The 14597-nt window shown below is 46.0% G+C and carries 19 protein-coding genes and 1 riboswitch; of the genes, 13 read left to right on the top strand and 6 right to left on the bottom strand.

From position 1 onward, the window contains the following. Window positions 1-42: 42 nt before the first annotated feature. A riboswitch (Lysine riboswitch) is annotated at window positions 43-221 on the bottom strand. A 119-nt stretch (window positions 222-340) separates the two neighbouring features. After that, a complete protein-coding gene (locus tag ACFPTP_RS01100) occupies window positions 341-1063 on the bottom strand; it encodes a toast rack family protein (protein ID WP_381441529.1) in 723 nt (240 codons plus the stop codon). Window positions 1064-1380: 317 nt separating this feature from the next. After that, the gene (locus ACFPTP_RS01105) at window positions 1381-1689 is read right to left on the bottom strand and encodes a hypothetical protein (protein WP_381441530.1); all 309 of its coding nucleotides are present in this window, start codon (window positions 1687-1689) and stop codon (window positions 1381-1383) included. A 279-nt stretch (window positions 1690-1968) separates the two neighbouring features. Between ACFPTP_RS01105 and ACFPTP_RS01110 the strand changes: the two genes are divergently transcribed. Then, on the top strand, window positions 1969-2157 hold the full coding sequence (locus ACFPTP_RS01110; RefSeq protein ID WP_381441532.1) for a hypothetical protein: 189 nt from the start codon (window positions 1969-1971) through the stop codon (window positions 2155-2157). Between the two features lie 96 nt (window positions 2158-2253). Here ACFPTP_RS01110 and ACFPTP_RS01115 read toward each other — a convergent pair whose 3' ends face one another. Continuing rightward, window positions 2254-2490: a YkuS family protein gene (locus ACFPTP_RS01115; protein WP_381441533.1), complete on the bottom strand. Its 237-nt coding sequence runs from the start codon at window positions 2488-2490 to the stop codon at window positions 2254-2256. A gap of 166 nt (window positions 2491-2656) precedes the next feature. On the opposite strand from ACFPTP_RS01115, the gene ACFPTP_RS01120 reads away from it, so the two are divergent. The 5 genes from ACFPTP_RS01120 to ACFPTP_RS01140 all read left to right on the top strand — a co-directional run bounded on the left by ACFPTP_RS01120 (window position 2657) and on the right by ACFPTP_RS01140 (window position 8289). Next, window positions 2657-3037: a VOC family protein gene (locus ACFPTP_RS01120; protein WP_381441535.1), complete on the top strand. Its 381-nt coding sequence runs from the start codon at window positions 2657-2659 to the stop codon at window positions 3035-3037. A 47-nt stretch (window positions 3038-3084) separates the two neighbouring features. Then, window positions 3085-4533 carry a protein adenylyltransferase SelO gene (locus tag ACFPTP_RS01125; RefSeq protein WP_381441536.1) on the top strand — a complete coding sequence of 483 codons (1449 nt, stop codon included), beginning with the start codon at window positions 3085-3087 and terminating at the stop codon, window positions 4531-4533. 134 nt (window positions 4534-4667) lie between these two features. Further along, entirely contained in the window at window positions 4668-6338 is a 1671-nt protein-coding gene (locus ACFPTP_RS01130; RefSeq protein ID WP_381441537.1) for a MutS-related protein, read from the top strand. 126 nt (window positions 6339-6464) lie between these two features. Further along, a complete protein-coding gene (locus ACFPTP_RS01135; RefSeq protein WP_381441539.1) occupies window positions 6465-6983 on the top strand; it encodes a sigma-70 family RNA polymerase sigma factor in 519 nt (172 codons plus the stop codon). Then, entirely contained in the window at window positions 6976-8289 is a 1314-nt protein-coding gene (locus ACFPTP_RS01140; protein WP_381441540.1) for a DUF4179 domain-containing protein, read from the top strand. The genes ACFPTP_RS01135 and ACFPTP_RS01140 overlap by 8 nt, the downstream gene beginning before the upstream one ends. Window positions 8290-8518: 229 nt before the next feature. Here the strand turns inward: ACFPTP_RS01140 and ACFPTP_RS01145 are convergent, their stop codons facing one another. Together ACFPTP_RS01145 and ACFPTP_RS01150 are read right to left on the bottom strand one after the other, a co-directional pair. Further along, a complete protein-coding gene (locus ACFPTP_RS01145) occupies window positions 8519-8968 on the bottom strand; it encodes an ImmA/IrrE family metallo-endopeptidase (protein WP_381441541.1) in 450 nt (149 codons plus the stop codon). Window positions 8969-8977: 9 nt separating this feature from the next. Continuing rightward, on the bottom strand, window positions 8978-9313 hold the full coding sequence (locus ACFPTP_RS01150; RefSeq protein ID WP_381441542.1) for a helix-turn-helix domain-containing protein: 336 nt from the start codon (window positions 9311-9313) through the stop codon (window positions 8978-8980). Window positions 9314-9452: 139 nt separating this feature from the next. Between ACFPTP_RS01150 and ACFPTP_RS01155 the strand changes: the two genes are divergently transcribed. The 3 genes from ACFPTP_RS01155 (at window position 9453) to ACFPTP_RS01165 (ending at window position 11291) form a co-directional block, all read left to right on the top strand. Beyond that, window positions 9453-9875 carry a LuxR C-terminal-related transcriptional regulator gene (locus ACFPTP_RS01155; protein ID WP_381441543.1) on the top strand — a complete coding sequence of 141 codons (423 nt, stop codon included), beginning with the start codon at window positions 9453-9455 and terminating at the stop codon, window positions 9873-9875. Between the two features lie 139 nt (window positions 9876-10014). After that, window positions 10015-10215: a BhlA/UviB family holin-like peptide gene (locus tag ACFPTP_RS01160; RefSeq protein WP_381441544.1), complete on the top strand. Its 201-nt coding sequence runs from the start codon at window positions 10015-10017 to the stop codon at window positions 10213-10215. Window positions 10216-10487: 272 nt separating this feature from the next. Continuing rightward, window positions 10488-11291 (top strand): N-acetylmuramoyl-L-alanine amidase, encoded by an 804-nt coding sequence (locus ACFPTP_RS01165; RefSeq protein ID WP_381441545.1) that lies wholly within the window; start codon window positions 10488-10490, stop codon window positions 11289-11291. A gap of 48 nt (window positions 11292-11339) precedes the next feature. On the opposite strand, the gene ACFPTP_RS01170 is transcribed toward ACFPTP_RS01165, so the two are convergent. Further along, on the bottom strand, window positions 11340-12245 hold the full coding sequence (locus ACFPTP_RS01170) for an NAD(P)/FAD-dependent oxidoreductase (protein ID WP_381441546.1): 906 nt from the start codon (window positions 12243-12245) through the stop codon (window positions 11340-11342). 119 nt (window positions 12246-12364) lie between these two features. Between ACFPTP_RS01170 and ACFPTP_RS01175 the strand changes: the two genes are divergently transcribed. The 4 genes from ACFPTP_RS01175 (at window position 12365) to ACFPTP_RS01190 (ending at window position 14585) form a co-directional block, all read left to right on the top strand. Next, window positions 12365-12514 carry a hypothetical protein gene (locus tag ACFPTP_RS01175; protein ID WP_239430333.1) on the top strand — a complete coding sequence of 50 codons (150 nt, stop codon included), beginning with the start codon at window positions 12365-12367 and terminating at the stop codon, window positions 12512-12514. A 67-nt stretch (window positions 12515-12581) separates the two neighbouring features. Then, entirely contained in the window at window positions 12582-12737 is a 156-nt protein-coding gene (locus ACFPTP_RS01180) for a hypothetical protein (RefSeq protein ID WP_381441547.1), read from the top strand. A 302-nt stretch (window positions 12738-13039) separates the two neighbouring features. Further along, complete coding sequence (locus ACFPTP_RS01185; RefSeq protein ID WP_381441548.1) at window positions 13040-13936, top strand: carbon-nitrogen hydrolase family protein; 897 nt, start codon at window positions 13040-13042, stop codon at window positions 13934-13936. Window positions 13937-13940: 4 nt separating this feature from the next. After that, entirely contained in the window at window positions 13941-14585 is a 645-nt protein-coding gene (locus ACFPTP_RS01190) for a GNAT family N-acetyltransferase (RefSeq protein WP_381441918.1), read from the top strand. Window positions 14586-14597: the final 12 nt, after the last annotated feature.

Below are 14597 nucleotides of genomic sequence, written 5' to 3' on the forward strand. Positions count from 1 at the left end.
GGGCTCGTTGTTGCTTGAAATAATAAAATAAATTATTTCTTTGCATAAGATAGCCCTCCATATAGTTTCCTATATGACAATCCTGGACTTGTTCAACCCAGAACCAGCTTCGAGATCAATGAGTGTCTCTCCACTTCGGCAAATTCCCCTTTCCACAATCATCTTGGGACCTCATTGTCCTCCGATTGTGTACTGATGGTCTTTGCGCCTCTATCCTTACTTCAAAACTTGCGAAATAAGATATTGTTAAATTAACTATCACTATACAACGATTCGTATAAAATTGCAAGTGAAACGTGAAAATAAAGTGAATTCATTAATTGACTGTGCACGACAAAATTTATTCGGCTATCTTGAATTTGACGTCGCCGACGCCGATGTCGAGAGAGATGTCGATGATGACGTCTGCGCCTGCGTAGGCATCATTCACGTAAACACCCTCGTTCTGCTTGGTAAGATCCTTCAAATCCACTCTTCCGATCCCTTTCGAAGCGTTCACCCTAACGCCGACCTCTCTTGGAAGGATGATTGTCACGTCGCCGACACCTAAGTCCATTTTAGCCCGGAAGCCTTTTTTCCAATCGCCGCTCAGATCGATAACGGATTCACCGACACCCGCGTCGATGGAAAGGCTGTTTAATTGGAGTCCTTGAAGTTTCAATCTCGATTTCGAAACACCCATATCAACGTTCAAGTCGATAGGAATGTCATTTGTCAATTGAAGGTCCCATTCGTTATCGACCTTGCGTTTATTGAATCCCAACCTTGTTCCCGAGCCTTGTTTAATTTTGACGTTGCCGACGTCCTGCCGTTTCTTATACGACACTTTCGGCTCAAGTCTTTTGTGGTTATAGGAAAACTCCCCACTGATCCATTCCGGAGAACCGCCCTCGATGTAAAGGTTGCCGACCCCGAAGTCGATGTCCACATCCAACGCCTTCGCTTTATCCTTTTCAATCGAAATCTCATTTCCGCTAGCTTTTGCAAACCAGTTGTTATACCCGTAGATGCCGATCACAACGAGAAAACCTGTCAGCAACGCGGTCCATAAAAGTTTATTCATCTTCATTTCTCCTTCATCCCCATTTTCTTCTATTCTACTCTATTTACGTGAAGAACTTACCAGTCGCTTGTTTGATTTTCATATACGACCTGAGGCTGAGGGGAAATGCATCTTGCGCACAGGACTCGGACATGTTTTGTCCCGCTCATTAATATAGTGGATAAAAGAGTGACGGAAGGATGAGGGAATGAGGCGGGTTCTTCTATATTCAGCAACTGTCTTCGTCGGAATTATCCTGGGCATCATCATCACAGTCATCATGGAATCCTAAAAAAAAAACAGAACCTAGGGCAGCTGCCGTAGGTTCTGTTTTACATTTACATGGTCTTCGTTTCCAAGTCAAAGATTCGTAATTTAATGCTCGTGAGTTCTTTAGAGATAGCTTGTCCCTCGGCGATGCGTTGGCTCGTTTGGTGCTCAAATTGACCGCCGGTTCCTTCCAAAAGGTGATCGACCCGATCAAAACGGCTGTGCATTTCAGTTCGCAAGCTACCTACTTCGGATTTCAAGTCTCCCATATCTGATTTCAAGCTGCCTACTTCGGATTTCAAGCCACCCATTTCGGTTTCAATATTATCAACCTTGGCGTTCAATCCTTCAAGCAATTGCAGAATCCTTTCCTCCATCCCTTTTATCCTCCTTTCCTTATCGTCTGGTGTCTACGTATTCGTGAATAATCTGTTGCTTACAGTATACAGTAAATGTAAAAGAAAGTCCATACAAACGGGAACGCACGTTTCGTTGAATAGAGTGCTTTGACACCAAGTACTTCATTTAAATCACAAAAACTGTACACTTACCTCTTGTCCTGTCGATAAATCGACGTACTCTATGGTAACGGGGGAATGGCGAATAATAAGCCCAATCCGCTATCCCTTGCCAATCAAAGGGGAGGAGGTATGGACATGTCATTATTTTTTGAGGATGAAATAGAAAAAATGAAGAGGAAGCTCGATCCTTCAGGATTAAAAGAAATGATGTCGCAGGATCCCCGCTTGAATGGACAATTGGATGCGCTTCGTGCGTTTCAGCGTAGGTACAGGGCGGAACAGCTGGAAGCTTCACGCAGGCGCCAGACATATTATTATCATTGATCAAAACAGCCCGCCAATGAGGTCAATTGGCGGGCTGTCATGTTTAATGGAAGGCAGAACCTACGGGGGCCATAGATTCTGTTGTTTCGGGGATGCTTATTGGAGGAGGTTCGCTTTCTTTTCGACTGCTTGGACGACATCGTCAACCGACATGCCCTTCATCGTGACGACAGGGAAGTTGAATTCATGCGTGTTCCCTTCATTGATGGCACGAACGACGCCGATATCGTAGCCGGTGACATCTTCATCGGTGTTAAACATCTTGGCTTCATAACCTTTAGCCACAAGAGCGTTCATAACGTCTTCATAAGGCTGTTCAACGGCAATTTTCATCGTTTCCAAATTCCTCCTTTCACCCTTCCATTCAAGTTCTCCCATACGATTCCCCGAATTGGTGAATTTATAAGTGAGGGCTGACTGGATAATGGCTAATAGGTCTTCTTATGCTGTAAGATAAGGTCAAGGACAAAACAAAAATATGGAAAGAGGGAAATTGAAAATGATTCATAAAATCGGACAAATTATGTTGTATGTGGACAATCAGGACGAATCAAAGGAATTCTGGACTGAGAAAGTCGGCTTCACCGTTGTCGGGGAAGAAGACAATGGCCAAGGGATGAAGTGGATTGAAATTGCGCCGACAGCACATGCAGAAACGAGCATCGTTCTGCATAATAAAAAGCTGATCGCAGAAATGCAGCCGGAATTGAATCTTGGAACACCCTCGCTTCTATTGTTTACGGAAAATCTGGATGCACTTTATGAAGACCTCAAAAGCAAAAAAGTGAAAGTCGGCGAACTGGTCACTATGCCTACGGGCCGAGTGTTCAACTTTGCGGACAATGAAGATAATTATTTTGCCGTATTGGAAAAGAAATAAATCCCTTAATTGCGAAGCGGACATCTTAGAAACGGGAGTTGAAGACGATGAAAGAATTCGGATGGCATTTAGATAATAGCTACACCCGTCTGCCGGAGCCATTCTTCGCGAAGACGGACCCTGAAGCGGCACCATCACCGGAGTTGGTCGTATTTAATCAACCATTGGCGGAGTCGCTCGGGCTGGATGTCGAATCGTTGGAAAGCGAGGAAGGAGTCGATATCCTCGCAGGAAACAAGATTCCTGAAGGCGCGGCGCCGATCGCGCAAGCGTATGCCGGACACCAATTCGGCCATTTTACGATGCTCGGGGATGGACGGGCAGTGTTGCTTGGCGAGCAGCTGACGCAAGGCAATCGGGTCGATATTCAACTAAAAGGCTCAGGAAGGACGCCGTTCTCCCGCGGTGGCGATGGACGGGCGGCGCTCGGTCCGATGCTCCGCGAATTCATCATGAGCGAGGCAATGCATTCACTTGGCATTCCAACGACGCGAAGCCTTGCAGTTGTTGTGACGGGAGCGCCGGTCTATCGTGAAGAGACGCTCGAAGGGGCTGTTTTAACACGGATTGCCGCAAGCCATATCCGAGTCGGAACTTTTCAATACGCTGCCGCCCGCCAAGTCGACGAAGATTTGCGGACGTTAGCGGATTATACGATCGAAAGGCATTATCCGGAAGTGGCGAAGGACCCGAATCCTTACGTGTCATTGCTTCAAAAAGTGATGGAAAAGCAAGCTTCTTTAATTGCCAAATGGCAGCTGGTCGGTTTCATTCACGGCGTCATGAATACGGACAATATGGCGATCAGCGGCGAAACGATCGACTATGGACCGTGCGCCTTCATGGACATGTATGACCCAGCGACCGTCTTCAGCTCCATCGATCGTGAAGGACGCTATGCATATGGCAATCAACCCGGAATCGCCGAATGGAATCTCGCCCGATTTGCTGAAACGCTTTTGCCACTCTTCGATGAAGACTCTGAAAAAGCAATTGAAATCGCGACGCAGACACTTTCGGGCTTCGCTAGGATGTATCATGAGCATTGGCTTTCAGGGATGAGGGGAAAGCTCGGTTTGTTCAATGAAGAACAGCAAGATGTAACGCTCGTGAAGGATCTGTTGAAGATAATGAAGGACAATAAAGCGGATTATACAAATACATTCCGTGCATTGACGGTAGGCGACCTGAATGCGATGCCAATGTGCAAGACACCTGAGTTCGAAGAATGGCATGCCCGCTGGAAGTCGCGGCTGGAAAGACAGCCGGAATCGGAAGTTGCAATGAAACAGCTAATGCAGGACAGCAATCCATCCATCATCCCGCGCAACCACCGCGTGGAAGAAGCGTTGAACGCCGCTACCGAAGGAGACTTCAGCGTGTTGGAAGAACTGCTTGCCGCGCTTGAAGCTCCTTACGCATATACAGCTGAACAAGAGAAATACGTCGCTCCATCAATATCGACTACGCCATACAGAACATTCTGCGGGACGTGATGACGGCAGGCGCTCATAAATCCGAATAATTGCTCATAAACATCAAAAAAGACCATATCATTTTGGTCTTTTTTTGACGAAACCAAAACCATATTCTTCCGTAAATAAGAAGGACAATCAAATGGGGTGATCACTTGTCATATCCTCTCGTACTATTCGTTGCCATACTCATCAGCGTCCTCACGATTCATTTACTGACTAAAGATAGGAAGACGCGCAATCAATTTCGACAGGAATGGGAAACAGGAGCATTTAGCAGACTGCGTGAGGCGCCAGAATCGATAGCCTCGTATTGGGAGAATAAGAAAAACAATGCGGACAGCTACGATGGCGTCGATTTATTGACGTGGCATGACTTGTCGATGGACCAGGTTTTCCGGAAGATGAACTACACGCAGACGAGCGTCGGGTCGGAATATCTATTAAACCAATTGCGGGACATTGATATCTCCCTCAATCATATCGAAAAAGATGAAAAGCTGTACATAACATTGGGGAATAACCAAGAACTTCGGGAGGAAATCCTGCTCGCATTATCCAAGCTCGGCAAGCGGGACTATACAAACTCCTCCTCATTTTTTTACGGCAAAGCCCAAAAAGCACTCAAAAATGCAAATGTATTTCTCCTGCTAGCACTCTTGCCGGTCGCCTCGATCGTGTTAGTATTCTTTCAACTGAAATGGGGCCTCCTTTTTCTATTTCTCTCATTTTTAATCAATGCATTTATGTATTACCGGCATAAAAACGCGTTGGAATACGGTCTGCATTCCGTTAATTATGCCGCAAACATTATCCATACGGGAAAGAAGCTAGCGACATTGAAAGACGATTCGATATCGGAATACACGAACCGATTGCAAACCAATTTGAAACCGCTGAAAAAGTTGTTGTTCTTAAGCAATTTTGTTTCGGTTGGAAATAAAGGCGGGGGAGAATTCGACGTCATATTTGAGTATATCCGGATTTTATTCCTCATTGATTTTATCTCTTATAACAAAATCATCGGCACGGTGACAAAGCACGCGGATAATTACCGGGAAGTTTGGCAAGTGATCGGTAAGCTGGATGCTGCCGTGGCGGTCGCCTTTTATCGGCATTCGCTCACTTCCTATTGCAAGCCTGAATTTACCGATTCAGAAGAAATTTCCTTCGTGAACATGGCGCACCCATTGCTTGATAAACCGGTGACTAACAGTTCCCGCCTAGGAAAATGCACGCTTATTACAGGATCGAACGCTTCGGGGAAATCGACGTACAGCAAGGCTGTCGCCATCAACGCCATTTTAGCGCAAACGATTCATACGGCATTGGCCGATCATTGGTCCATGAAACCGAGCTTTGTCGCGACTTCAATGGCTGTGCAGGATAATGTGCTGGATGGGGACAGTTATTTCATTGCTGAAATAAAATCATTAAAGCGCATTATCAAGTTGCTGGAAGAGGGGAAACCGTGTATTTCGGTTATTGACGAGCTTCTGAAGGGCACTAACACTGCGGAGAGAATTGCTGCTTCCGGCGCTATAATGGAATGGCTGTCGAAAGGAAAAGGAATCAATATTACAGCATCCCATGATATTGAATTGACCGAAATGATGAAGCGCTCCTATGAGAATTATCATTTCACGGAAACGTTCATTGATGGAGATATTCATTTTGATTATAAAATCCGTTCTGGTCCGTCCACATCGAGAAACGCGATCAAGCTTCTCGAAGTATTATCCTACCCAGAGGAAATTACTGAGCAGGCAAACCGATTGGCGGAGGATTTCATGAATGAACGAGAGTGGAAAGTGCTGATGAATTAATAGATGATTCATCATAATGCTCGGAGATTTCCCCTGGGCATATTTTTTAATCTTTTTTATATATCTTTTGAACTTTTTCAAGTTCACGCAGTCTAATGTGTAAGAGGGATGAATGAGGTGTTGGAAATGGACCAGAAAGAGATAAGTGAAAAAGCGATACGTGGAGATGATGAAGCCTTTCTAGCACTCATGCAGCTTCATAAAGAGGCGCTCCTTCGAACAGCAATTGCCTTCTTGAAAAACGAGGCGGATGCATTGGAAGCTCTTCAAGAAGTAACGTATCGAGCCTATAAAATGATTCATACGGTTAGAGAACCCGCGTATGTGAAAACATGGATGATCCGTATTATGATGAACTATTGCCAAGATCAGTTGAAGAAAGGTAAACGATTCGTCGTTACTGGTGAAATGGATGAAACAATCGGCAAGGAAGATAAGTACCAATTGGAATTGGATGAAGCACTTGCCACATTGCAACCAGAAGAACAGCAGTTGATTTATTTAAAGTACTTTCAGGACGTGAAAATAAAAGAAATTGCGGAACTTTCGAGTATACCGGAAGGCACGGTTAAATCGAGGCTACATAAGATTTTGCGGTCACTTCGAAGCCACTTAGGGGACAAAGGAGGAATGGATCATGTTTGAGAAGGAAGAAAGAAAACTGCAGGAAATGAAGAATCAGCTGGAGAAGATTCACCTACCTTTGGACGAAGCGGATGAAGCGATCAGTGCAGGATTTGACCGCGCGAAGCGTGAAAAGGTGATAATGAGAAAGAGGCGTAAACGGATTTGGTCTTTGGTAGCGGCAGCACTTATCTTCTTCTCCTTTGTCACTTCAATCCGAGTGTCCCCGGCATTTGCAAATGTTGTCGCGTCCATACCGGGCATGGAAAGATTCGTGGATTTGATTCAGTTTGATAAAGGGTTGGAGGCTATTTTTAAAAATGACTATTACCAAAAAGTCGATGCGGTCCAAACGAAAAATGGGCTGACCTTGACGATAGACGGCGCCATTTTGGATGAAACGGGGATGAATATTTATTACACACTTAATGCGAAGGATAGATTAAAGTCTCTATCCATTCAGTCAGTTGATCTGGAGCATGAAGAGGGAATTCCGCCAAGCGGAATTTCTTATGATGGTATAGATGTTGATGATGATCCCAAGGAAGTAGCCAATCGAGTTACGTACCATTTTGAAAGCCCGATGCAATTTAAAAAACTTTCTTTCGTTTTCGATATGGATGTCACATTCCAAGGGGAACCGATTTCGTTTTCATTGCCATTTGAGTTACAGGAGAACGTACAGCCAGGGAAGACCTTCGTTTTGAATGAAGAGGTCGAGGTTGAATCACAAAAATTAATAATTAAGGAAATCACCATTTATCCTTTGCGTGTAGCCGTAAAAGTTGCTTTTGATGAAGCAAATTCGAAGAAAATCCTTCAATTCGAAGATATGCGATTAGAGGATGAAAATGGCGAAGTGTGGGGATCGATCATGAACGGTGTGTCGGCAATGGGGAGGGAAACCTATTTTCTCCAAAGTAATTACTTTGAGCAACCCGAAAAGCTATACTTGCGCATCAATAAAATGCAGGCGGTAGATAACGATGAATCAACGTTGGTTGTAGACACGGAAAAAGGCGAGATCCTCGACGGTCCGAAAGATGGTATGTTGCAGATTACGAGTACTAAGAAATCTGGTATGCGACTTATCATGCCGAACGCTGGTGGAGATCCATGGAGTTTTTTTGACATAATTTCGACGGGCAAAGATGCAAAAGGAAAGGACATCGATATTTCATCAACAGGAATGGATGTAGATGAAGATGGAACCAGACATTGGGATGTGACGTTCGAAACAACTGATTATACGAATCCGCTTTCCTTTGAACTGACGAGATATCCTAACTACATTACCGGTAATGTAAAAGTAGAACTAAAAAAATAAAGATTTCGACAGGCGCTCATAAATCCGAATAAGTGATCATAAAACCTTGCAGGCGCTCATAAATCAGGATAAGTGCTCATAAATCACTGCAAGCGCTCATAAATCCAAATAAGTGCTCATAAAACCAAATAAGTGATCATAAACTTCAAAGAGAGACCAAATCTTAAATGGATTTGGTCTTTTTTCGCCACTCTTTCGAAACGTATGTTCGGTTTAGGGTTAAAAAAAATTACTGCTTTCGCAAGTAGAGCGGGTCAAAGAATATCTCATACCCTTGATGAATTGTCGAAATGCCAAATCGGGAGTGGTAATGAGCAATGGACGCCATCAAATAATCCTCTGTCACCTCAAGATGCGTACACACTTCCTCGACTGTCTTAAAGCCCGACTCATAGCATTCAATCAATTTATCCAACGAGACGATTTTTTCATATCCCCATCTCCTCGCGGCCAGCTCCAACTTCCAATTCGTCAGTTTCCGAAGATCCGTAATATCGCCATAAGTCGTTTCGTAATGGCCGATTTCCTCCGCCAGAATACAGTGCTTTTCATAATGGCTCCGATTTTTATCAATGAGTACAATATTGTCCATATAAAGGCCCGCAAGCCCGGATGGGAGCGTTTTGACTTCCTTGATGACCAAATGGGGGTATTGGGCAATCAAAGATTCATAGGTCATGGAACCACCTCACTTTCGTTGCGACTTGATGAATTGGATGTATTTTTTTATGTCGGCCAGCTCTTCCTCCGTCAGATCATCATCGATATGCGCAGCAATCGTCTCAACCGTCGATTGTTTTTCCGGAACATTCAAGCCAAGCATCTGATCCAATGAAACATGGAACGTCTCCGCTATCGCCTTGATCATCCTCGTTTTCGGCTCAATGGAATCGGATTCCCACTTCGAAACCATCCCTTTCGTAATCGAGAGACCTAGCTTTTGATTGATCCGATCAGCAAATTCCTCTTGGGACAATTTATGTTCACTCCGGATTTTTTTAATTTCGCGGCCTATAGAATACATCTTGCAACCCCCTGTTCATTATAGTTATTATATACCAATGTTTCTCTCGTGACAACAAAGTAGTTGAAAGTGAAACCAAGCCGTGTTAAAGTCTGGCTACTAGGTTTCATTAGTGAAACCAACACAAGGGGTGATTGTTATGACGAAGGAGGAAATGGAGCAGTTAGTGAAGGATTATCATTGGATGATCAACAGTGTGAAGGTCATCCGAGAGGGGATGAATGAAGTCGAGATAGGAATGACGGCGCGATATGGGCTTGAAGCGGCAATGCCGAAAGCGAGCGGCGGCCGTCCTGGCGACCCGATCCACCGGGAATTCACCAGAAGGGAAAGGCGATTGAAGAAAGTGTACGAGTATGAGCGCAAAATTCAGCTCGTCCAGGAACGAATCCCACTCATCACAGAGGACCGTGAAATGGAAGTGCTGCATTGGCTGCTCGAGGGGAAGAGCTTGCGATGGATCGGGAGGCATATGCAAATATCGGACCGCCAAATCGGCAGAATAAAAGACGCTGTCATGGACAAGATGTCGCAAACGCCGCATGTGCCGCAAATGTCGTAGAAATGACGAGGGAAATTATTTCGGGTTACAATGGGTGCAAGCCAAGGAAATGGGTGAATGCAACACAATAACAGGAAATTCAAAGGAGCGTCCAATTGGGCGTTCTTTTTGTTTTCCTAAAATTAAAAGGAGGATTGGCATGGCTACTAAAGAGCTGCTAGGGTATTTTTTGACACAGGGTCCGTTTGCCGTCCTGTTCGTGTGGCTGTTTTGGTATCAAGTGAAAAGCAGTGAAACAAGAGAGAAACGTTATCAGTTTTTATTGGAAGCACTGACGGACAAATACGACGACATTGTTGAAGAAATACGAGAAGTGAAAGAGCGGTTGCCGAAGGAATAGGCATCGCTTTTTTTATTGGTGAAATGGATGATCCATTAGTCCTGAAATGATCATAACAAGCCGGAATATGCGCAAAACGTCGCCGCAAACGCGCATAAGTCCTACAAATTCGCGCAAAACCCCACAAAACTCGCGCGAAACGAACCACAAAGGAGGTGATGCCTGAAGAAAAACAACAGTGAAAGGAGGTGATTCCCATGTAGACGTTCAAAAACAGCGCAATGTCAGATTGTCACGGAATAAAAAATTAAAAAACGAGAGGAAGATGAAAAATGGTTAAAATTTATATCGATCCGGGGCATGGTGGAACAGATCCGGGAGCTATCGGAAATGGTTTAAGGGAGAAAGATGTGACGCTCGCAATCGCGACGCGCGTCAAAAATATGCTCGTGAATGAATATTCCAATGCGACGGTGCGGATGAGCCGGACAGGTGATCAAACTGTCGATTTGCCGCAGCGCACAAATGACGCAAATGCATGGGGGGCTGATTATTATTTGAGCATCCATATTAACGCTGGCGGGGGAACGGGGTATGAGGACTATATCCATAACCTGCTGTCGGATTCGTCAACGACTGCCCAGTTGCGAAATACGATTCACGCGGAGATTGTGAAATTAATCGACATGCCGAACCGCGGCAAGAAGAAGGAGAATTTCCATGTGCTGCGCGAAAGCCGGATGCCCGCGATGCTCACGGAGAACGGATTCATCGACAATGCAACCGATGCCGCAAAAATGAAAACGTCGGCTTGGCTCGACAAGGCGGCAAGGGGCCACGTAAATGGACTGGCTAAGGCACTCGGATTGCAAAAAGTTAGCAATCCGCCATCAACAGAAAATGTATTGTACCGCGTCGTCACCGGTTCCTTCACAACGAGAGCCAATGCCGACGAGCAAGTCGCCGCACTCAAAGTAAAAGGATTCGACAGCTTCATTGATATCGTCGTCCTGAACGGCGTCACGTATTACCGTGTCATCACGGGCTCCTTTGCGGAAAAGTCGAACGCGGACAAGCAAGTCGCCGACTTGAAAGCTGCAGGGTTTGACGCGTTTATCATCGTGGTCAATCAATAACAGAAAAGCGCCTGTGCAATCAACCCCAGCACAGGCGCTTGTACATAATCAACCATCAAAATATTCATTCGTCAAATCACCATTCACCCCGATCGCGGCAGCACTCCCAGTTCCCGCAGCAATGACAAGTTGTGCAGGAACGATATGGGCGACGTCTCCGGCAGCATAGACATTCCACACATTCGTCCTGCCATATCCATCGGTCTGGATGCCTCCGTATTCATTCAGCTCACAGCCGAGCTCTTCCGCAAACTGATTGCAATGGCTCCAAAGGGGAGTTACAAATCCGCCGGAGCGTTCAATGAGCGTCCCGTCCTCCAAACAGATCCCTTTCAGTTGGCCATTTTCGCCCTCCAGCGAGGCAATATTGTCTTCATAAACTTGGATGCCATTCGCAGTCAACTTATCACATTCATCCGCCTCGAGTCGGCCTTCGCCATTCGTGAATACCGCCAAATCCTTGCTCCACACAAAAACTTCCTTCGCAAGCTTATATACGTTTTTATCCGCAATGACAGCGAGCGGCTTGTCCCGCAGCTCCCATCCGTCACAGTACGGACAGCTGAACATGCTCGTCCCGTAGAACTTTTCGATGTTCGGGATGTTTGGCTGCTCGTCCTTCAAGCCCGTCGCCAAGATGATCTTAATCGTTTGGAAGCTATTGCCTTCCGCCGTTTCCAATTCAAAATGGTTGTTGTCCAGCCCTTTAATGGAAGCAACCTTTTCGCTTTTAATTTCCACAGAAGGATAGTTGCTGATGTCCTGATGGGCAAGTCGCCGGAACTCGTCCGGCAGGATGCCGTCGCGGGTAATGAATCCATGCGCCTCACGCGTCACCCGGTTCCGGGCTTGATTATCATCGAATAGCAGTACGTTTCTTCTCGCTCTTCCAAGCACGAGGGCAGCGTTCAATCCGGCTGGACCCCCGCCAATAATGACACAATCGTATAGCATGAAGCCATTCATCCTTTTTAGTGCAAGTTTACCCGTTGGAAATGAAAATAAGCGTCATGTGCAGTTAACTTTCATGAAAGGAGGCGGCCGTACTTATACTGAATTAAGGGAGGGATGGGTTGGAGAAAAAGATGTTGGAGCGCGGCATCGGTCTTGGCACATGTTTAGCTGTCGTCATTTCCTGGAGCGTGCACAAATCAATCCTTTGGGCAATCTTCCATGGAATCCTAAGCTGGCTGTATGTCCTGTATTACGCGTTGACGAGATGATTTTCAGGTTTATGATGTCCTCTTTTATGGGAATACTACATGTATCAACAGAAGGAGGTACATCATCATGAAAAGCTACGCTGGCGATAAAGACGAAAAGTCAAATGGACTTCCAAAAGACTCTGCGGGAAAGGCGAACGATGCAGCAAGGAAAGCGGAGGCGCAGTTGGAGTCGATCAAAGAAGAGGCGCGGAATGAAATGAAAAGACAGCAAAAGAAATAGAGTTAACGAAGGATGCCCGAGGATTTCGCGGGCATCCTTTTATTTTGTTGCAATCTTTGCCGGTTATGCTCGGGTTTGGGGTGGTTTTGCGCAAGTTTGCCGTTCTTTTGCGCGATTTCACCACAGTTATGACGCAATTACACCAAGTTATGCGCAACTTTTACATAGTTATGATCACTTTGGGACCTTTGACCCGTATTGAGGTGACCTTGCCGTATCTGTCAATTTCTAAAATAATGAATGACTTTACCACTTTCATATATTATGATGTTGCTAATCACATATAATAGGGGGTTTTGTCAATGAAACTTCGTGTTTCCGCTGTGCAATATCACTTGCATGCCATCCGTTCCTTTGACGAGTTCGCGGCGCAATGTGAGCACTATATCCGTAATGCGCAGGAATATGGCGCAGAGTTTGTGTTATTCCCGGAATTCTTCACGACGCAATTGCTTTCCATTGGGGATGAAAACGGCAAGTCGCTGTCGATCGAAGCGCTGCCAGGTTTTACGAGTCAATACATCGAACTGTTCACGTCGCTCGCAAAAGAAACGAACATGCATATTATCGGCGGCACTCATGTCATCCAGCGTGAGGGGCGCCTTTATAATGTCGCTCATCTTTTCTTCCCGGATGGCACAGTGGAGGAGCAAGCGAAGTTGCACATCACCCCATTCGAAATAGAAGGATGGAATATGGCGGCTGGCGACGAGCTGAAAGTGTTCGACACGGAAAAAGGCCGAATCGCCATTTTGACGTGCTATGACATCGAATTCCCGGAAATCGTCCGGATGGTGAAAGCCGCGGGGGCAGATGTCATATTCTGTCCGTCCTGCACAGACGATCGCCATGGGTTTCATCGCGTCAGATACACAAGTCACGCGCGTGCGATTGAAAACCAAGTATATGTCGTGTTGACTGGCACGGTCGGCTCCTTGCAAACGGTCGATTTCATGCGCGCAAACTTTGGGCAAGCCGCAATCATCACACCGAATGACATTCCGTTTCCGCCGAAAGGGTTGGCTGCGGAAGGCGAGCTGAATCACGATATGCTTGTCACGGCCGATCTCGATTTGAGCCTGCTGTATGAAGTGCGTGAGAAAGGTTCGGTGACGACTTGGCGCGATCGCAGAACCGATCTGTATACGGACTTTGGAGCAAAACCGATCGGGAGTGAGAGCAGTGGCATATCGCAGTGAAGTGATGGTCTCCCATAACGGGAGCTTCATTCCTGTTGTCATCCGCAATTATACAAGGGCGGATTTCGATGCCATGATCGCTTTGCAGGCGGATTGCTTTCCGCCGCCATTTCCTGAAGAACTTTGGTGGAGCCGGGAACAGCTGGAGAATCACGTCAGCCTGTTTCCGGAAGGAGCCATTTGTGTTGAAGTTGATGGGAGAATAATAGGTTCGCTTACAGGCTTGCTCGTGGGGTTTAATTCCGGTTCACCAGATCATACGTGGGAAGACATGACCGATGGCGGGTTTATCCGCAATCATACACCCGACGGCGACACACTCTATATCGTCGACATTTGCATCAGCCCTGAGTTCCGGAAGGCGGGGCTCGGCAAATGGATGATGCAGGCGGTCTACCAGCTCGCAGTCAAGCTTGATTTGGAACGGGTCCTCGGCGGCGGGCGAATGCCTGGCTACGGGAAGGTCGCCGAAGAAAAATCGCCACAGCAATATGTAGATGAAGTCGTCCGAGGAACTGTAAAGGATCCGGTCATTACGTTTCTACTCCTTTGCGGACGCATGCCTTTCAAATTGATTGAAAATTATCTAGAGGATGAAGAGTCGCATAACAATGCGTTATTAATGGAATGGAAGAATCCGTTTATATAGGGGGAAATAGAG

It is taken from the genome of Sporosarcina koreensis, assembly GCF_042655825.1.
Taxonomy (GTDB): domain Bacteria; phylum Bacillota; class Bacilli; order Bacillales_A; family Planococcaceae; genus Sporosarcina; species Sporosarcina koreensis.

Coding starts and splice junctions, on each gene's coding strand:
- ACFPTP_RS01100 (WP_381441529.1), bottom strand. CDS start 1,063: ATGAATAAACTTTTATGGACCGCGTTGCTGACAGGTTTTCTCGTTGTG.
- ACFPTP_RS01105 (WP_381441530.1), bottom strand. CDS start 1,689: ATGGAGGAAAGGATTCTGCAATTGCTTGAAGGATTGAACGCCAAGGTT.
- ACFPTP_RS01110 (WP_381441532.1), top strand. CDS start 1,969: ATGTCATTATTTTTTGAGGATGAAATAGAAAAAATGAAGAGGAAGCTC.
- ACFPTP_RS01115 (WP_381441533.1), bottom strand. CDS start 2,490: ATGAAAATTGCCGTTGAACAGCCTTATGAAGACGTTATGAACGCTCTT.
- ACFPTP_RS01120 (WP_381441535.1), top strand. CDS start 2,657: ATGATTCATAAAATCGGACAAATTATGTTGTATGTGGACAATCAGGAC.
- ACFPTP_RS01125 (WP_381441536.1), top strand. CDS start 3,085: ATGAAAGAATTCGGATGGCATTTAGATAATAGCTACACCCGTCTGCCG.
- ACFPTP_RS01135 (WP_381441539.1), top strand. CDS start 6,465: ATGGACCAGAAAGAGATAAGTGAAAAAGCGATACGTGGAGATGATGAA.
- ACFPTP_RS01140 (WP_381441540.1), top strand. CDS start 6,976: ATGTTTGAGAAGGAAGAAAGAAAACTGCAGGAAATGAAGAATCAGCTG.
- ACFPTP_RS01145 (WP_381441541.1), bottom strand. CDS start 8,968: ATGACCTATGAATCTTTGATTGCCCAATACCCCCATTTGGTCATCAAG.
- ACFPTP_RS01150 (WP_381441542.1), bottom strand. CDS start 9,313: ATGTATTCTATAGGCCGCGAAATTAAAAAAATCCGGAGTGAACATAAA.
- ACFPTP_RS01155 (WP_381441543.1), top strand. CDS start 9,453: ATGACGAAGGAGGAAATGGAGCAGTTAGTGAAGGATTATCATTGGATG.
- ACFPTP_RS01160 (WP_381441544.1), top strand. CDS start 10,015: ATGGCTACTAAAGAGCTGCTAGGGTATTTTTTGACACAGGGTCCGTTT.
- ACFPTP_RS01165 (WP_381441545.1), top strand. CDS start 10,488: ATGGTTAAAATTTATATCGATCCGGGGCATGGTGGAACAGATCCGGGA.
- ACFPTP_RS01170 (WP_381441546.1), bottom strand. CDS start 12,245: ATGCTATACGATTGTGTCATTATTGGCGGGGGTCCAGCCGGATTGAAC.
- ACFPTP_RS01180 (WP_381441547.1), top strand. CDS start 12,582: ATGAAAAGCTACGCTGGCGATAAAGACGAAAAGTCAAATGGACTTCCA.
- ACFPTP_RS01185 (WP_381441548.1), top strand. CDS start 13,040: ATGAAACTTCGTGTTTCCGCTGTGCAATATCACTTGCATGCCATCCGT.
- ACFPTP_RS01190 (WP_381441918.1), top strand. CDS start 13,941: ATGGTCTCCCATAACGGGAGCTTCATTCCTGTTGTCATCCGCAATTAT.